The organism is Thermotoga profunda AZM34c06 (genome assembly GCF_000828675.1).
GTDB classification, from domain to species: domain Bacteria; phylum Thermotogota; class Thermotogae; order Thermotogales; family DSM-5069; genus Pseudothermotoga_B; species Pseudothermotoga_B profunda.
This window is the reverse complement of record NZ_AP014510.1, coordinates 1,884,020-1,898,804: the sequence shown is the minus strand read 5'-3', so window position 1 is coordinate 1,898,804 and position 14,785 is coordinate 1,884,020. Positions and strand designations below refer to the sequence as shown.

At 39.2% G+C, this 14,785-nt stretch carries 12 protein-coding genes; 11 read left to right on the top strand and 1 reads right to left on the bottom strand.

Going from position 1 to position 14,785, the window contains the following annotated elements:
• The first annotated feature begins 12 nt into the window (after nucleotides 1-12).
• From rlmN to TSP02S_RS09205, 11 genes are all read left to right on the top strand, one after another.
• The gene (gene rlmN / locus TSP02S_RS09255) at nucleotides 13-1,020 is read left to right on the top strand and encodes a 23S rRNA (adenine(2503)-C(2))-methyltransferase RlmN (protein ID WP_041083598.1); all 1,008 of its coding nucleotides are present in this window, start codon (nucleotides 13-15) and stop codon (nucleotides 1,018-1,020) included.
• Nucleotides 984-1,514 (top strand): PASTA domain-containing protein, encoded by a 531-nt coding sequence (locus TSP02S_RS09250; protein ID WP_041083597.1) that lies wholly within the window; start codon nucleotides 984-986, stop codon nucleotides 1,512-1,514. Before rlmN ends, TSP02S_RS09250 begins: the two co-directional genes overlap by 37 nt.
• The gene (rsgA, locus tag TSP02S_RS09245) at nucleotides 1,504-2,379 is read left to right on the top strand and encodes a ribosome small subunit-dependent GTPase A (protein ID WP_041084372.1); all 876 of its coding nucleotides are present in this window, start codon (nucleotides 1,504-1,506) and stop codon (nucleotides 2,377-2,379) included. The genes TSP02S_RS09250 and rsgA overlap by 11 nt, the downstream gene beginning before the upstream one ends.
• Nucleotides 2,373-3,023 (top strand): ribulose-phosphate 3-epimerase, encoded by a 651-nt coding sequence (gene rpe, locus TSP02S_RS09240; protein WP_041083596.1) that lies wholly within the window; start codon nucleotides 2,373-2,375, stop codon nucleotides 3,021-3,023. Before rsgA ends, rpe begins: the two co-directional genes overlap by 7 nt.
• A complete protein-coding gene (gene rdgB, locus TSP02S_RS09235; protein ID WP_041083595.1) occupies nucleotides 3,014-3,598 on the top strand; it encodes an RdgB/HAM1 family non-canonical purine NTP pyrophosphatase in 585 nt (194 codons plus the stop codon). The genes rpe and rdgB overlap by 10 nt, the downstream gene beginning before the upstream one ends.
• A gap of 14 nt (nucleotides 3,599-3,612) precedes the next feature.
• Nucleotides 3,613-6,060, top strand: a complete 2,448-nt coding sequence (gene leuS, locus TSP02S_RS09230) for a leucine--tRNA ligase (RefSeq protein WP_041083594.1) — start codon at nucleotides 3,613-3,615, stop codon at nucleotides 6,058-6,060.
• Nucleotides 6,061-6,231: 171 nt separating this feature from the next.
• A complete protein-coding gene (locus tag TSP02S_RS09225; RefSeq protein ID WP_041083593.1) occupies nucleotides 6,232-6,981 on the top strand; it encodes a PDC sensor domain-containing protein in 750 nt (249 codons plus the stop codon).
• Nucleotides 6,982-7,095: 114 nt separating this feature from the next.
• Nucleotides 7,096-8,178: a methyl-accepting chemotaxis protein gene (locus TSP02S_RS09220; protein ID WP_041083592.1), complete on the top strand. Its 1,083-nt coding sequence runs from the start codon at nucleotides 7,096-7,098 to the stop codon at nucleotides 8,176-8,178.
• A 24-nt stretch (nucleotides 8,179-8,202) separates the two neighbouring features.
• Complete coding sequence (locus TSP02S_RS09215; RefSeq protein WP_232503697.1) at nucleotides 8,203-10,779, top strand: tetratricopeptide repeat-containing glycosyltransferase family 2 protein; 2,577 nt, start codon at nucleotides 8,203-8,205, stop codon at nucleotides 10,777-10,779.
• A gap of 132 nt (nucleotides 10,780-10,911) precedes the next feature.
• Complete coding sequence (locus TSP02S_RS09210; RefSeq protein WP_041083591.1) at nucleotides 10,912-11,271, top strand: ArsR/SmtB family transcription factor; 360 nt, start codon at nucleotides 10,912-10,914, stop codon at nucleotides 11,269-11,271.
• Nucleotides 11,268-13,304: a heavy metal translocating P-type ATPase gene (locus TSP02S_RS09205; protein ID WP_041083590.1), complete on the top strand. Its 2,037-nt coding sequence runs from the start codon at nucleotides 11,268-11,270 to the stop codon at nucleotides 13,302-13,304. Before TSP02S_RS09210 ends, TSP02S_RS09205 begins: the two co-directional genes overlap by 4 nt.
• 9 nt (nucleotides 13,305-13,313) lie before the next feature.
• On the opposite strand, the gene bgaS is transcribed toward TSP02S_RS09205, so the two are convergent.
• Nucleotides 13,314-14,783: a beta-galactosidase BgaS gene (gene bgaS, locus TSP02S_RS09200; RefSeq protein ID WP_041083589.1), complete on the bottom strand. Its 1,470-nt coding sequence runs from the start codon at nucleotides 14,781-14,783 to the stop codon at nucleotides 13,314-13,316.
• Nucleotides 14,784-14,785 lie beyond the last annotated feature (2 nt).

Below are 14,785 nucleotides of genomic sequence, written 5' to 3'. Positions count from 1 at the left end.
AATATTCTTGGAATGAGCTATGATGAATTTTTAACGGCAATTAAAGAACTTGGACTTGAAAGATATCGAGCCGATCAGGTGCTTGATTGGGTTTACAAAAAGCACGTCTTTGTTTTTGAGAAAATGACAAATCTTTCCAAAGAGCATAGAAATATGCTCACTGAAAAATTCTCCATTGATCTACCAGAGATAGTGGAAAAAAGAGTTTCTTCACTGGATAAGACAACAAAGTATCTTTATAAATTGCAAGATGGCAATACTATAGAGTCTGTACTTTTATTCCATGAAGGTTATGCCACTGCTTGCATATCTACACAAGTGGGTTGTCCAGTCAAATGCAGTTTCTGTGCAACGGGTCAGAGTGGTTTTGTAAGAAATCTTTCAACTGGTGAAATCGTTTCACAGATTCTCGCTATCGAGAAAGATTCAAACCAAACGATAAGAAACATAGTTTACATGGGAATGGGAGAACCATTACTCAATTATGATAATGTTCTCAAGAGTGTGAGAATACTCATACATGAAAAGACGAAGAATGTCGGTATAAGACGTATAACTATAAGCACAGTGGGTATACCTGAAAAGATTTTGAAACTCTCCGACGAAGGACTTGATCTGAACCTTGCAATATCACTGCATGCATCAACTGATGAGAAAAGAGATCAGATAATTCCAATGAACAAAAGATATTCCATAGAAGAAGTACTCCACGCAGCAAGAATTTACCAAGAAAAATCAGACCGCAGAGTAACGATAGAATATATACTCATAAGAGAATTCAATGATTTCGATGAAGACGCAAGAAGACTTGCAAAATTACTTAAAGGTATGAAAGTTTTTGTAAACTTAATTCCGATAAATCCCGTTGTTTCTAATATGGAAAGACCGACTCAATGGAAGATCAATAGATTCAAAGAAATCTTGATCGAATCAGGTGTGGAAGCAGAAATAAGATATGAGAAGGGAGCGGACATAGAAGCAGCATGCGGACAGCTAAGAATCAGAAATCTTCAGCGCTGAGGACAGTCTTCATCTTTTTGCTTTACATGTTTCTTGGTATGGTAGTAGGTGGTGTGATCTTTCTGAGTTATTTTTTGATTCGTCCTCAGACAGTTGAGATACCCGATGTAAAAGGTTTTGAGATCGACCGAGCCATTGAGGAATTGAAAAGATCCGGCGTAAAACCAGGACAGATATTTGGAACAGGGCTGGTAGACCATACCTATCCAAATGCTGGACAGAAAGTACGAAAAAACAGAACGGTCATTATTTTTCTCAGAGAACCTCAGCAGATGACTATTCCAGATCTTGTCGGTGCTCCTAAGGAAACTGCCGTGAAGGTCCTAACTGAGATGGGTTTCCAAATAAGGATTGTACAGATGCCATTCAAAGGAACAGATGGCAGAGTCATGGGGATCTATCCCCCAGCAGGGAGTTCTTTGAAACAAAACGGTGAGGTGTCGATTCTGGTTGATTCTGGTGAACCAGGGGAGGGGTCAGGTTCTGAGAAGTAGAGGAATTGTGGTAAAATTCATGTCCAATGTTTTAATTGTTGAAGATTCGAAAACCTATGAAAGGATAAGATGTTATCTGAGGGGTCGTTTTAAACTTCAAGGATTAAGGCCAATAGTGGGAGATGTTGTTGAATATGTCAAGGTGAGCGATGCGGGAGTTGTCGAATCTGTTCTGAAAAGAAAGAATGAATTGCCAAAACCAAGGGTGGCGAATATAGATCAAGTGGTTTGTGTTCACACCATCAAGAAACCCGAGGTTCCTCTTTTGATGCTTGATAAACTACTTGTTTTAGTTGAAGAGGCAAAGCTCAATGCCGTGCTCGTACTCAACAAAATAGATTTACTTGATGAGACAGATCAAGATAGGAAAAAATCTTTCATCGATACGTATTCAAAAATCTACCCTGTCGTATGTACAAGCACAAAAACTGGTGAAGGTATCGAGGAGTTGAAAAATCATTTCAAAGATAGATTATCTGTTTTTGCAGGGCCTTCTGGTGTAGGAAAGAGTAGTCTTTTGAACAGTATCTGTCCTGGGATAAATCTCAGAACACAGGAGATCTCTGAAAAAATCGAAAGAGGAAAACACACAACTACGGCAGCCGAATTGATACGTTTGCCATTTGGAGGCTTTGTTGCCGATACGCCTGGATTTTCGCTCATAGAAATGGACCACATCAAACCAGAGAATCTGAAGTTGTATTTTCCAGAAATACTCGAGAATAATAAATGCTTGTTCAAAGATTGCACTCACATCGATGAGCCAGGATGTAAGATCAAAGAACTTGTTAAAAAAGGTGAGATCGCCGTGAGTAGGTACGAGAATTATCTTGAAATATACAGGGAAGTGAGTAAGCAATGGTGATGATTTCTGCATCGATATTGGCAAGTGATCTGTCAAGACTTGGTGAGGAGATCAAAAGAGTCGAGCCATATATAGATATGGTCCATCTGGATGTGATGGATGGCGTCTTTGTACCAAATATAACCTTTGGATTACCATTACTTGAGGCCGTGAAAAGATGTACCAGTTTGCCGATAGATGCACATTTGATGATCGTTCAACCAGAAAAATACGTCGAGAGATTTGTCGATGCAGGCGCTTCGATAGTCACTGTACATTATGAAACGTGTTTGCACCTGCACAGAACTATTTACCAGATCAAAGATAAAGGCGCACAAGCCTACGTGGCACTCAATCCACACACTCCAGTGGAAATGCTTTCAGATATTCTAAACGATATTGACGGTATTTTGATCATGACAGTTAATCCCGGGTTTTCTGGCCAAAAATTCATAAAAAACACCACTGAAAAAATCAAAAGACTTTCGAAAATAATTCAACAAAAGGATTTGAAGATCAAGATAATGGTCGATGGTGGAATAAATGAAGACACAGTGACTGACGTAGTGTGTAGTGGCGCACAGATATTGGTAATGGGATATGGAATTTTTAGGTATGATCCTGCTTCTTTCAGAAAGAAACTGGAGGAGATAAAATGCTCCTGATCGCGACCAGAAACAAACACAAAATTGAAGAAATAAAAAGGTTTGTACCGCGAGAAATAGAAGTTGTATCGCTTGACGATTTAGGTGTGAAATTACAAGCCCCTGAAGACGGTAATAGCTTTGTCGAAAATTCCATCAAAAAGGCCATTTTCTATGGAAATATCACAAAGCAGAGGACCATAGCCGATGACTCGGGACTTGTCATAGATGCACTTGATGGCTTTCCCGGTGTTCATTCGGCAAGGTTCATGGAAGATTATTCATATGAGCAGAAGATGCTATTCATCTTGGAAATGCTCAAAAACAAACAAAACAGAGCGGCGAGATTTGTTTGTGCAGCCGCTTACTACGATCCTATCGAGAAAATAGTATTGTCTTGTGAGAGAGATGTCAAAGGCAAGATTAGTGACAGCATAAGGGGTACAGGTGGGTTTGGCTATGATCCAATCTTCATACCAGATGGATATGAAACCACCTTTGGTGAGATGATAGAAGAAAAACATAAATTGAGTCACAGATATAAAGCTTTCAGTGATCTTTTTGAAAAACTCGATGATATAATCTTTTTCAAGTAGTTGGAGGTGATCCTGTGTCGAAATATGAGCCCAAGGAAATAGAAACGAAATGGCAAAGGTATTGGGAAGAAAATGGCATGTTCAAAACTGCTCAATATTCTGATCTTCCAAAATACTATATGCTCGTGATGTTTCCATATCCATCTGGCACACTACACGTTGGGCATGTAAAAAACTACGTGATAGGAGATGCAGTGGCACGATATAAAAGGATGTGTGGTTATAATGTCTTACATCCTTTTGGTTATGATGCCTTTGGTCTGCCAGCCGAAAACGCCGCAATTGAAAGAAAGATACACCCACATGACTGGACCATGAAAAATATCAACACAATAAGAGGTCAAATAAAAAAACTCGGTATAAGTTACGATTGGGATAGAGAGGTCATAACCTGCATTGAACCATACTACAAATGGACTGAATGGGTCTTTCTAAAGCTTTACGAAGCAGGACTTGCCTATAAGAAAAAGGCAGCCGTCAATTGGTGCCCAAAATGTATGACATCACTGGCAAATGAACAAGTGAAAGATGGTAGATGCGAGAGATGTGATACACCTGTGACTATAAAACATCTGGAGCAGTGGTTTTTCAAGATAACAAACTACGCGGAAAGACTTCTGAAGGACTTGGATAAACTCACCGGTTGGCCCGAACATGTCAAGACAATGCAAAGAAATTGGATTGGAGAAAGTAAAGGAGCAAGAATAAAGTTCAAAGTGGATGGTTTAGATACAGAAATCGAGGTTTTCACCACAAGACCAGATACACTCTGGGGAGTAACCTTCATGGCGTTGGCACCAGAATCACCACTCGTTGAACAATTGGTGCTGCCACAGCTACACAAAGACCTTGAGGATTTTCTGAAATACGTTGGCCAACAAGATAGATTCAAAAGAGGGGCAGTCGATACCGAAAAAGAAGGTTTCTTCACAGGAAGATATGCAGTTAACCCTGTCAATGGTGAAAAGATACCCATATATGTTGCCAATTACGTTCTCATGGAATATGGCACGGGTGCAGTGATGGGTGTTCCTGCTCATGATCAGCGAGATTATGAATTTGCAATGAAATACAACATACCCATAAGACAGGTTATAAAACCGCTGGAAGACGTTACTGTGAACAAGGCGTACGACGGACCTGGAGTGATGATCAACAGTGGATTGCTCAGCGGCACGCCAGTTCCCGAAGGTATCGACAAGGTCATATCGTGGTTGGAAGAAAAAGGATTGGGGAAAAAGGCTGTACAGTATAAATTGAGAGATTGGTTGATTTCTCGACAACGCTATTGGGGAGCACCGATACCAATAATCTACTGCGATCACTGTGGAATAGTTCCAGTACCGGAGAAAGATCTACCGGTTAGGCTCCCATACAATGTAGAATTTCTGCCAACTGGTCAGTCACCGTTGATGCTAAACGATGAATTCAGAAAAACAACTTGTCCAAAATGTGGTAGACCAGCACTCAGAGAAGCTGACACAATGGATACGTTTGTTGATTCTTCGTGGTATTTTTTGAGGTATGTCAATCCTAAATTGGATAACGCCCCATTCAAAAAAGAAGATGTTGATCATTGGTTGCCTGTCGATCAATATGTGGGTGGAGTGGAACATGCCATATTGCACCTACTCTATTCGAGATTCATAACAAAAGTACTACACGATTTGGGATATCTCAGTTTTGATGAACCATTCGAAAATCTTTTCACTCAGGGAATGATCTATAAAGATGGTGCAAAGATGTCAAAGAGCAAAGGCAATGTTGTTTCACCAGACGATATGATTGAAAAATATGGAGCCGACACACTCAGAATGTACATCCTTTTCATGGGACCACCTGAAAGAGATGCCGAATGGAACGATGCTGGTATCGAAGGTGTTAACAGATTCATAAGAAAAGCGTGGACTGTGGTTGACCAAATAATCTCTATTTCAAATCATGACAAATCTGAATTCACAGAAAAAGAAAGAGAGCTCAGAAGAAAATTGCATTCTTCTTTGAAAAAGATCACACAAGATATGGAAGGCGGTTTCAAATTCAACACAGCCATAAGTGGATTAATGGAATTGGTAAATGCCGTCTCTGATTACATGGAAGATATACCACAGGAAAAGTGGAATACCGAGATTTTGAGAGAGTTTGCCGAGAATTTCTTGCTCATGATCTCCCCATTTGCTCCTCATTTTGCCGAAGAACTCTGGCACAAAATGGGAAAGGCCACTTCAATAATGAAAGAAAGATGGCCTCAGTACGACTCACAAGCACTGATTGTTCAGGAAATTGAGATAGCCGTACAGATAAATGGTAAGGTCAGAGACAGAATAAAAGTTCCAATCGATGCCAATCAAGACGAAGTATTGAAACTTGCCCTTTTGAGTGATAAAGTCAAAAAATTTCTCGATGGCGAACCAAAGAAGGTGCTCTATGTACAAGGAAGACTCCTCAATATAGTTGTTTAACAAAAAATTGAGCAATCTTAGATTCAAAAATCAGCCAAGGTTTTCAAACCTTGGCTTTTTTAAATAATGATGGAAAAACACTCAAGGAGATGTGCAAAAACAATAGAGTGTCGCGTCGATTAATTTTTAAAACACAAAATTTTTATGTAAAATAACTCTGGAGGTGCTCCAGTGAAAAAACTTCGTTCAAAGATGCTTGTGTGGTTTTTGATACCGGTCATCCTACTCGCAACGGGTATAGCTTTTGTTGTCTACACAAATGTTTCTAAATCATCGATCCTCATGGCAGAAACAGCTGCACAAAAGATTGTTAGCCTCGGTAGCAGAACTGTAACCGAATGGCTTTTAAGGATCATTGATAGAATTAAGGTTTTAGCTGAGAAAAAAGTAATAGCACAGGTCACACTTGAAGGGTCAGAAGATCTGTTCATATCTTGGTCAGAAGGTATTGCACGTTCAACCAAAGCACAAGAAGCGGACATAACTCAAAAATCATATTTCAAGCAGATCTTTGAAGGAAAGGATTTGATAATCAGTGAACCTGAACGATCGGTTTTCTCAAGCAATCCCGTCTTTGTTGTGGCTGCTGCTTTTAAGGACTATCAAGGACAGGTAATGGGATTGTATGGAGCCACTATTCCACTTGAGACACTCGCAAAAATGGTGAAAGATATTCAACTTGGAGAGACGAGTTTTCCATTGGTTGTTACCTCCAAAGGTACGGTCATGGTTCATTCCGACCAATCACAGGTCATGAATCTTGATATTACCAGTGCAGATGAAAAACTGGGTTATAAAGGTTTGAGTGAGATTGGAAAGAGAATGATTAAAGGTGAGATTGGTTATGGAAAATACTCAGATGATAAAGGTGTTGTCAGATATGTATTTTTCGCACCTGTTGAATCATCACCGGGTTGGTAACTTGGTATAGTTGTCCCAGTAGATGAGATCTTAAAGGATGCAAAGAGGACTAATTACGTAGTCATTTCTCTCTTTGTTCTTTTAGTTGTAATAATTGCAGCTGTTGTTTTCATTGTGGCCACCTCTATCTCAAAACCGATAAAGGATCTGGCTGTCAAGGTGAATGAGTTTGACAAAGGCGATCTGACGACAAAGTTTGAAACCAGAGGAAAAGATGAAGTTGCTCAAATAGCGAACGCACTGAATGGTATGGCACAGAGTTTGAGAACAACTGTAGGCGATATCTTGAATGTCTCAAGAAGCATAGACGACTCTGCTGATGGCTTGAGAGATGTTTCTGAACAGTTGAAAACATCCAGCTCAGACTTGCACAAAAGCATGATAGAGATCGAACAAGCAGTGCAGAATGCATCACAATCATCAAAAGAATTCACTACAGGTGTTAGTGAGATCGCAGCAAGCACGCAGAATATCGCAAAGGCTTCGCAAGATCTTGCTGATAAATCAGAACAAGCGAGTAATGCCGCAAAAGAAGGAGAGAAAGCACTTGACATGATCTATCAAGTAGTTGAAGACTCCAAACAAAAGGCGGTATTCACTGCATCGGTGGTGAGTGAATTGTCTGAGAATGCTCAAAACATAAGTGAAATAGTCAATACAATCAATTCAATAGCCGAACAAACGAATTTGCTCGCATTGAATGCCGCAATAGAAGCCGCAAGAGCGGGTGAAGCTGGTAGAGGTTTTGCAGTTGTTGCAGATGAGATAAGAAAGCTCGCTGAACAGAGTAAAAATGCCACTGAAAAAATAAATCAAATACTTAACAATATCAGACAAGGAGCAGATAGAGCAAGTTCTGTCACTCAAGAAACTGTCAGTGCCGTTGAGAGAGTTGCAGAACAATCTTATACTGTGAGAAATTCTCTGACCAATGTATTAAAGCAAATAAAAGAGATTGCCAGTATGACAGATGGGTTAGCTGCAAGTTCAGAACAACAGAGTGCTGCAGCACAGGAAATGAGTGCTGCAGTTAATTCACTGAACTCTTCAATTTCGAATATCTCAACCAGAGTAGATGAATTGAGTAAAATTGTCGAACAACAAGTCCAAATAAACCAAGAGGTGAGTTCAGAAAGCTCTAAGTTGATAGAACTTTCAAAGAAGCTGAATGAGTTGACGGATAAATTCAAAGTGTGAGTTATACAGTCAGGGGGCGTTGATGTGAAAGAAAATTCTTGCTTATTGTCTGTTGCGATGATCGTCAAAGATGAAGAACACAATATTCGAAGGGCTTTGGAAAGTATAAAAGATGTGGCAGATGAGATTGTTGTTGTCGATACGGGTTCGAGTGATAACACTCCAAATATCGTGCGAGAATATACAGACAAACTCTATTTTCATCCATGGAAAAACGATTTCTCTGAAGCACGAAACAACTCTTTGAAATATCCAACCTGCGAGTGGGTATTCATATTCGATGCCGACGAAGAAGTCTCAGAGGATTTTAAAAATGGAATAAGAGAATTTTTGAGATCCCTTTCAAAGGATGTAAACACAGTTTATCTTCCGACTCTGAGCTACCTTGATTGGGACTTCAAACGCACAGAAACAGCCTCGACACCACGTATTTTCAGAAACGGAACAGTTCATTATGAAAACATCGTACACAACCAGGCAATTTACAAACCAAAGGTTGTGAATGCAAATTTTTTGATCTACCATTATGGTTACATCTGGACGAGAAAACTCAAGAAGCAAAAATACGAGCGAACCGCAACACTAATAAGAAAACACTTGGAACAATGCAAGAACGATCAGGAAAGACTGTATTATCTCATTCAACTGTATAAAACAGAGAAGACCGGTGGTAAACCGCACCAAGCTGCTGAAGCGGGTTGGCAGGCTTTGCAACTCATGAGGAGATCGACTTCTATCCCCGCGATTGGTTTGGAATTCTTGTATATCTTCTCAATCGACTTAGTCAATGCTGGTCTGGATGATCTTGCGATACAGCTTGCTCAAACTGCCATAAATGCAACCCCAGAGTATCCTGATCCATATTTAGCCATGCTGAATGCCTATCTCAAAAAACAGGAGTGGAAAAAGGTAATTGAATATCATGAAAAATTCAAAAAAGCCGTTGAAAATGCTTCAAAGAATATCGAGAAATTCGGATGGACGATCATGTCTTTCAAGGATATTCCAATGGCAGATCTTGGAGCGATGATCGCCTATACCGTGCTTGAAAAATATGAAGAGCTCAACAAACTCGCTCAGGAAAGGTTTTCGAAGAATGACGATCTTTCTGTAAATATGATTCAATATCTGATCAACAAGATCGCAGAAAAAGATATCGAAAAATCTCTACCAACTTTGAAGTATTTGACAGATTTTGTAAAGAGAAAACAACTTAGAGTGAATATGCAACCTGTATACGAGAAAATCGTTGAGAAGAGAATTCCTGTAAACCTTTCAGATGTCATCGTTAAAGATGTCACCTCATTCAGCTATGCACTTTTGAAGAGGATTGACACTAAGCAAGATCTCATGCTGGAATTGTTGTGTTCCGGGAATTTAGAGAATGTCGTAAAAGAAAATGGCGTGGGTGGTCTACTCTTGGTATACTCACTGCTCGATCACTCTCAGAAAAAATCATTCATAGAGAAATTTGTAGAAGATGAGGATCTTGTTGTGCGTGGTGTTGCCAAAGCAATCTTAGCAGATCATTTTCTCAAAGAATCAAAATTCCTGGAAGCGGTGAGATTATACAGAGACGCCATACAACTTGTACCTGAACTATCGCAATTCATCAAACCAATAGTAGAAGATTTGAAAACCAGATTAGACTCAACAATAGGTGGGGTCTATGAAGAGTTGTACAATTTTTATTCAAAACAAAAGGAATTTTTAGTTGATTTTAAGAAGTACTTGGGGAATGAAGTGAATAAACTCTATTTGCTCTCCGATAATGACATCGCTTTATATGTTTCTGCCGTTAACACTAAGGATGAAAGTAAGGCAATAGAATTACTTGATAGAATAAAGGAACCTTCAAGATTTCCCATGTATTACTACAGGCTCGCAAAACTCTATTCTAAAAAAGACAAAAAGAAATCGTTATCTTATCACATAAAAGCTGTAGAAGAAAATGAAAAACTCGCAGACATATCTGTTGGAAGATTTGTTTACACGGGTTTGTACCCAAACACGGAACTTAATTGGTTCAACGGTGAAGACGAAATTCTGTGGGTTGGTAACATATCAGAAAAATTCACCACCTTCGGCGTCATTCATCCTATCAGGGCATGGTTTAAAGCAAAAAATGGTTTGATCTATGCGAAACCTTATCCAATCGATGAGTCACTCAAGGCTTATGAAAATTTTGAAAAAGAATCTTATAAACAACTCCCATTGAGAGTTCAATCGACCGAGCTTTACGAAACGCTTTCGAAGGTTGATTGGCATGACGTGAGAATGAATGAGCAGTTAGAGAATTTCAAAGATATTTTCTCAGATCTTGGCATCGAATTGAATGAGAAATCAGAAAATATTCTCATAATATCTGGCATTGAACAGGCTGTGGAATTGAAAAACCTGGTTTCTAATGCTAAACGGATCATCCTGTTTCATCATGTGCCTAATCTTTCAGATGAAAACGACACGGTCTGGTATTATCCTGGTTTCCGCATTCTCAGGACAACAACTAAAATCAAAGAAGAATTGATGTCGCTTGGTTTTAAGATTAAGGCTATAGAATCTTTCACAAATGGTTTGAAAGCTGTTATTGCAGAACATTAAATATGAAAGGCTGTTAAGCTGTCTTATCTTTACTCTTGTGAAAATGTTTTGCTTTTTCGAAAACTCTGGACAGATCGATAGTTTTTGGTATATAATATAGTTGAATAGTTGTTCAACTGTTGAGGTGATAGTGTGAATAAATATCTCTGTTCAATCGACCAAGTACACAAAGATCGGGTCAAAAAAGTCATCGAGAAACTCGAAGATATTCAGTCAATAAACGATATGTCAGTTTTGTTCTCAACCTTTTCAGATCCTACGAGACTGAAAATTTTACTTGCCCTTGAAAAAATGGAGTTGTGTGGCTGTGATCTATGTGCCATTACGAATGCCACAAAATCTGCGATATCTCACCAAATGAGGATTTTGAAGATGACAAAACTGGTTAAGAGTAAAAGACAGGGAAAACAAGTTTTTTACTCACTCGCCGATCAACATGTAATAGAACTTTTGAAGGCTGCTCTTGAGCATGTGAAGGAGGAACAAAGATGAGAAAACGTTACCAATTGGAGAATTTACATTGCCCCGACTGCGCGGCAAAGATCGAAAAAGTTTTATCAAAAACAGAAGGTGTGAGAAAAGTGAATTTGAATTTTTCCTTAGGTGTGTTGGATGTCGATTCTGAATATGATATTGATGTTGAAAAGATAATCCACTCCGTTGAAGATGACATCAAGATAGTCGAGAGTAACAAAAGAAAATACGTAGAATTTCTTCCTTTGCTGTTTGCAGTTGTTTTACTTATCTTGTCTATTACTCTCAATATTTGGTATTTGCTTATTCTGACATACCTTTTGGCAGGTTATGATGTTTTGTTAAGGGCATTCAAAAATATTAAAAAAGGTTTTGTTCTTGATGAGAATTTCTTAATGAGTATAGCCACAATCGGAGCCATCTTCTTGAAACAGTATGAAGAGGCTGTTGCGGTGATGATTTTATACAAAATCGGTGAGTTATTGCAACAAATGGCTGTCAATCGCTCACGGAGATCTATAAAATCTCTCGTTGAAGCCATGCCAAAACAAGCTTGGCTTGTTCAAAACTCTCAACTCCAACGAGTTGACCCAAAAGATCTCGAAGTGGGACAGATGATTTTGGTAAAACCAGGTGAAAAGGTACCGGTAGATGGAATCGTTGTAGAAGGCAGTAGTTATCTTGATGTTTCACCAATAACGGGTGAATCTACACCGAGATATGTGACTATCTCGGACAAGGTCCCCGCAGGAGTAATAGTAAAAGAAAAGTCTATAAAACTGCAGGTACTGAAAAAATATGAAGATTCTTCAATGACAAATATCATCAAATTAGTAGAGGACGCAGCCGAGAGAAAGGCGAAGACCGAGAAATTCATCACCGTCTTTGCCCGTTATTATACACCCGTTGTTGTATCATTGGCGATCTTCACATCTTTTGTAATACCTCTGTTGACAGGGCAAAGTGTGAAACCATGGATCAATCGTGGATTGATCTTGCTTGTTATTTCGTGTCCATGTGCGCTTGTGTTGGCAATACCTCTGGCTTATTTTGCTGCGATAGGAAAGTTATCAAAGAACGGTGTTTTGGTAAAGGGTGCGACTTTTTTGGATGTTCTGGCTAATATTAAAAATGTTGTCTTCGACAAGACTGGTACTTTGACACATGGAGATTTTGAGATATCAAAGATAAATGGCATGAACGGTTTTTCACAAGATGAGATACTGATGTACTCGGCTCATGCTGAGGTTAATTCAAACCATCCTGTTGCCAGATCGATAGTTAAGGCATTTCCATATATCGATCATTCTGCCGTCAAGGACTTTCATGAAATAAACGGGTTAGGAGTTAGATGTTCTGTAAACGGTAAGGTAATTCACGTTGGAAATGATAAACTCTTACATTTAGAACAAATTCCACACCCACAAGATGTGTGCGATCTGGGTAAAGAATCTGCTGTGCACGTCGCTATCGATAAAGAATATGCAGGTAACATTTATCTAAATGAGAGGCTTAAGAAAACCTCTGAAAAGGCTGTGAAGTTGCTCCAAGAAAGGGGTATAAATGTACATATTCTCACAGGTGATGGCAAGGAAAAGACATCGACTATATCAGAAAGACTCTATGGGATTAATTACCATGCACAACTACTCCCAGAAAATAAACTCGAAATACTTGAAAACAAAATAATGAAAACAGGAAAAACCGCGTTTGTAGGAGATGGAATAAATGATACGCCCGCATTGGCAAGGGCAGATGTTGGCATGGCAATGAATGGATTTGGTAATGATGCAGCTATCGAAGTGGCAGATGTTGTCGTAATGAGTGGAGAACCTATAAAGGTTGTTGAATCAATAGACACTGCCAGGTTCACAAAGAAGATTGTCCTGCAGAATATAATTTTTGCGATTGCAATGAAATCTTTTTTCATAATTCTTGCAATAGCCGGTAAGGCAACCATGTGGGAAGGCGTTTTCGCAGATACTGGTGTGGCACTTTTGTGTACCATCAATTCAATGAGAATATTGCTTTCGAGAAAAAAGGTGGGTTAACACCCACCTTCAGATTCTCCATATTTCATAAGGTGATTTTAAGTACCTATAAAATTTCTCACAACTGCCATTTCTTACAACCTCTCTGAAAATGAACATCGATGGTCTTGGAGCGAATTGTTTTGTTTCATAATCTGTTTCTGCAAGACCAAAACGCATGTGATATCCCCTTGCCCACTCATAGTTATCGACAATTGACCAATGTAAATATCCAAGCACCTTCACACCTTCCTGGATGGCTTTCTCTGTGGCATAGAGATGTCCTATTAAATAGTATGGTCTGAGCCAGTCTCTAAAATCTGCAACACCATTCTCACTCACAATGATAGGCAGTTTATATCTACCGTAAATTGATCTGAGAACCTTGAGTAAACCCTCTGGATATGTCTCCCAACCAAAGTCACTCACCGGTCTTGAATCTCTCGACATGCCACCAGCTGGACAGTTGTACCCATAACCATCTACAATAGTCCAATCGAGTGACAACAAACCAAAATCAACCGACTTCATCCGGTCTATTACCGTTCTTGTATAGTAATTCACCCCGATGAAATCAACTTTGTTCTTCAAATCTTGACGCTCCTGGAAGAAGATCTTACCGTTGGTGATAACATCCAAGAAAAGATAGTTCATCAAATAAGTGGCATTTTCTTCAATCTCTCTGTCCTGATTCATAGATTCATAAACTGAAGTGGCATAAATTATTCCAACTGGTTTGTTGCTAAATGACTTGATACAATCGTATGCACGTGCATGAGCTTGAGCTTGATTCAAAAGACTCTTCATGTACATTTCTGGGTTGAAATAGGAAGGTGGAAAGCCAAATCTACTCATTATGTACCCCATCTGACTCACAACATTTGGCTCATTCATTGTCGAGTACATGTCCACAAGATCATCGAATTTCCAGGCGATATATGCAGCGAATTTTGCAAATTCTACTACAGTTTGATCGTTCACCCATCCTGTTTTTTCCGTTTGTTGACCTTTGTGAACAGATATTGGATCGTGGATCCACAATGGAAGTGTAAAGTGAGACAGATTGACTATGACCTTCAATCCACGATTTTTCATATCTTTGAAAATCTGTCTGTAGTGTTCAACGGCTTTTTTATTTGCCAACTTGTCGAGTTTTTCAAGGTGCTCTTTTTTTACTTCTACTTTTGTTATTCCATCCTGAGTTTCTGCAATAACCTGAACTTCAGCGGTCGAGTTTGGAAAGATCCTGGACCATTCAATATTGGTTCTAAGCGCATTCATTCCAAAATCTACGGCAAGTTGATGCAAAACAGGATAATTATTCCAGTATCCAACGCCGTATTCTGGTAGATGTCCACTGACAGCACCTGTTAAAAGATTCTCTGGCTCTCTAACCCAAACAAACCAATCCGTGTTTGGATCAGTATCTTCGCCTGCATATCCCATTTCAACTTGAAAACCCGCCATTGATGCACCAAAGAGAAAATCCTTCGGAAACATGA

Coding starts and splice junctions, on each gene's coding strand:
- rlmN (WP_041083598.1), top strand. CDS start 13: ATGAGCTATGATGAATTTTTAACGGCAATTAAAGAACTTGGACTTGAA.
- TSP02S_RS09250 (WP_041083597.1), top strand. CDS start 984: ATGCGGACAGCTAAGAATCAGAAATCTTCAGCGCTGAGGACAGTCTTC.
- rpe (WP_041083596.1), top strand. CDS start 2,373: ATGGTGATGATTTCTGCATCGATATTGGCAAGTGATCTGTCAAGACTT.
- rdgB (WP_041083595.1), top strand. CDS start 3,014: ATGCTCCTGATCGCGACCAGAAACAAACACAAAATTGAAGAAATAAAA.
- TSP02S_RS09205 (WP_041083590.1), top strand. CDS start 11,268: ATGAGAAAACGTTACCAATTGGAGAATTTACATTGCCCCGACTGCGCG.
- bgaS (WP_041083589.1), bottom strand. CDS start 14,783: ATGTTTCCGAAGGATTTTCTCTTTGGTGCATCAATGGCGGGTTTTCAA.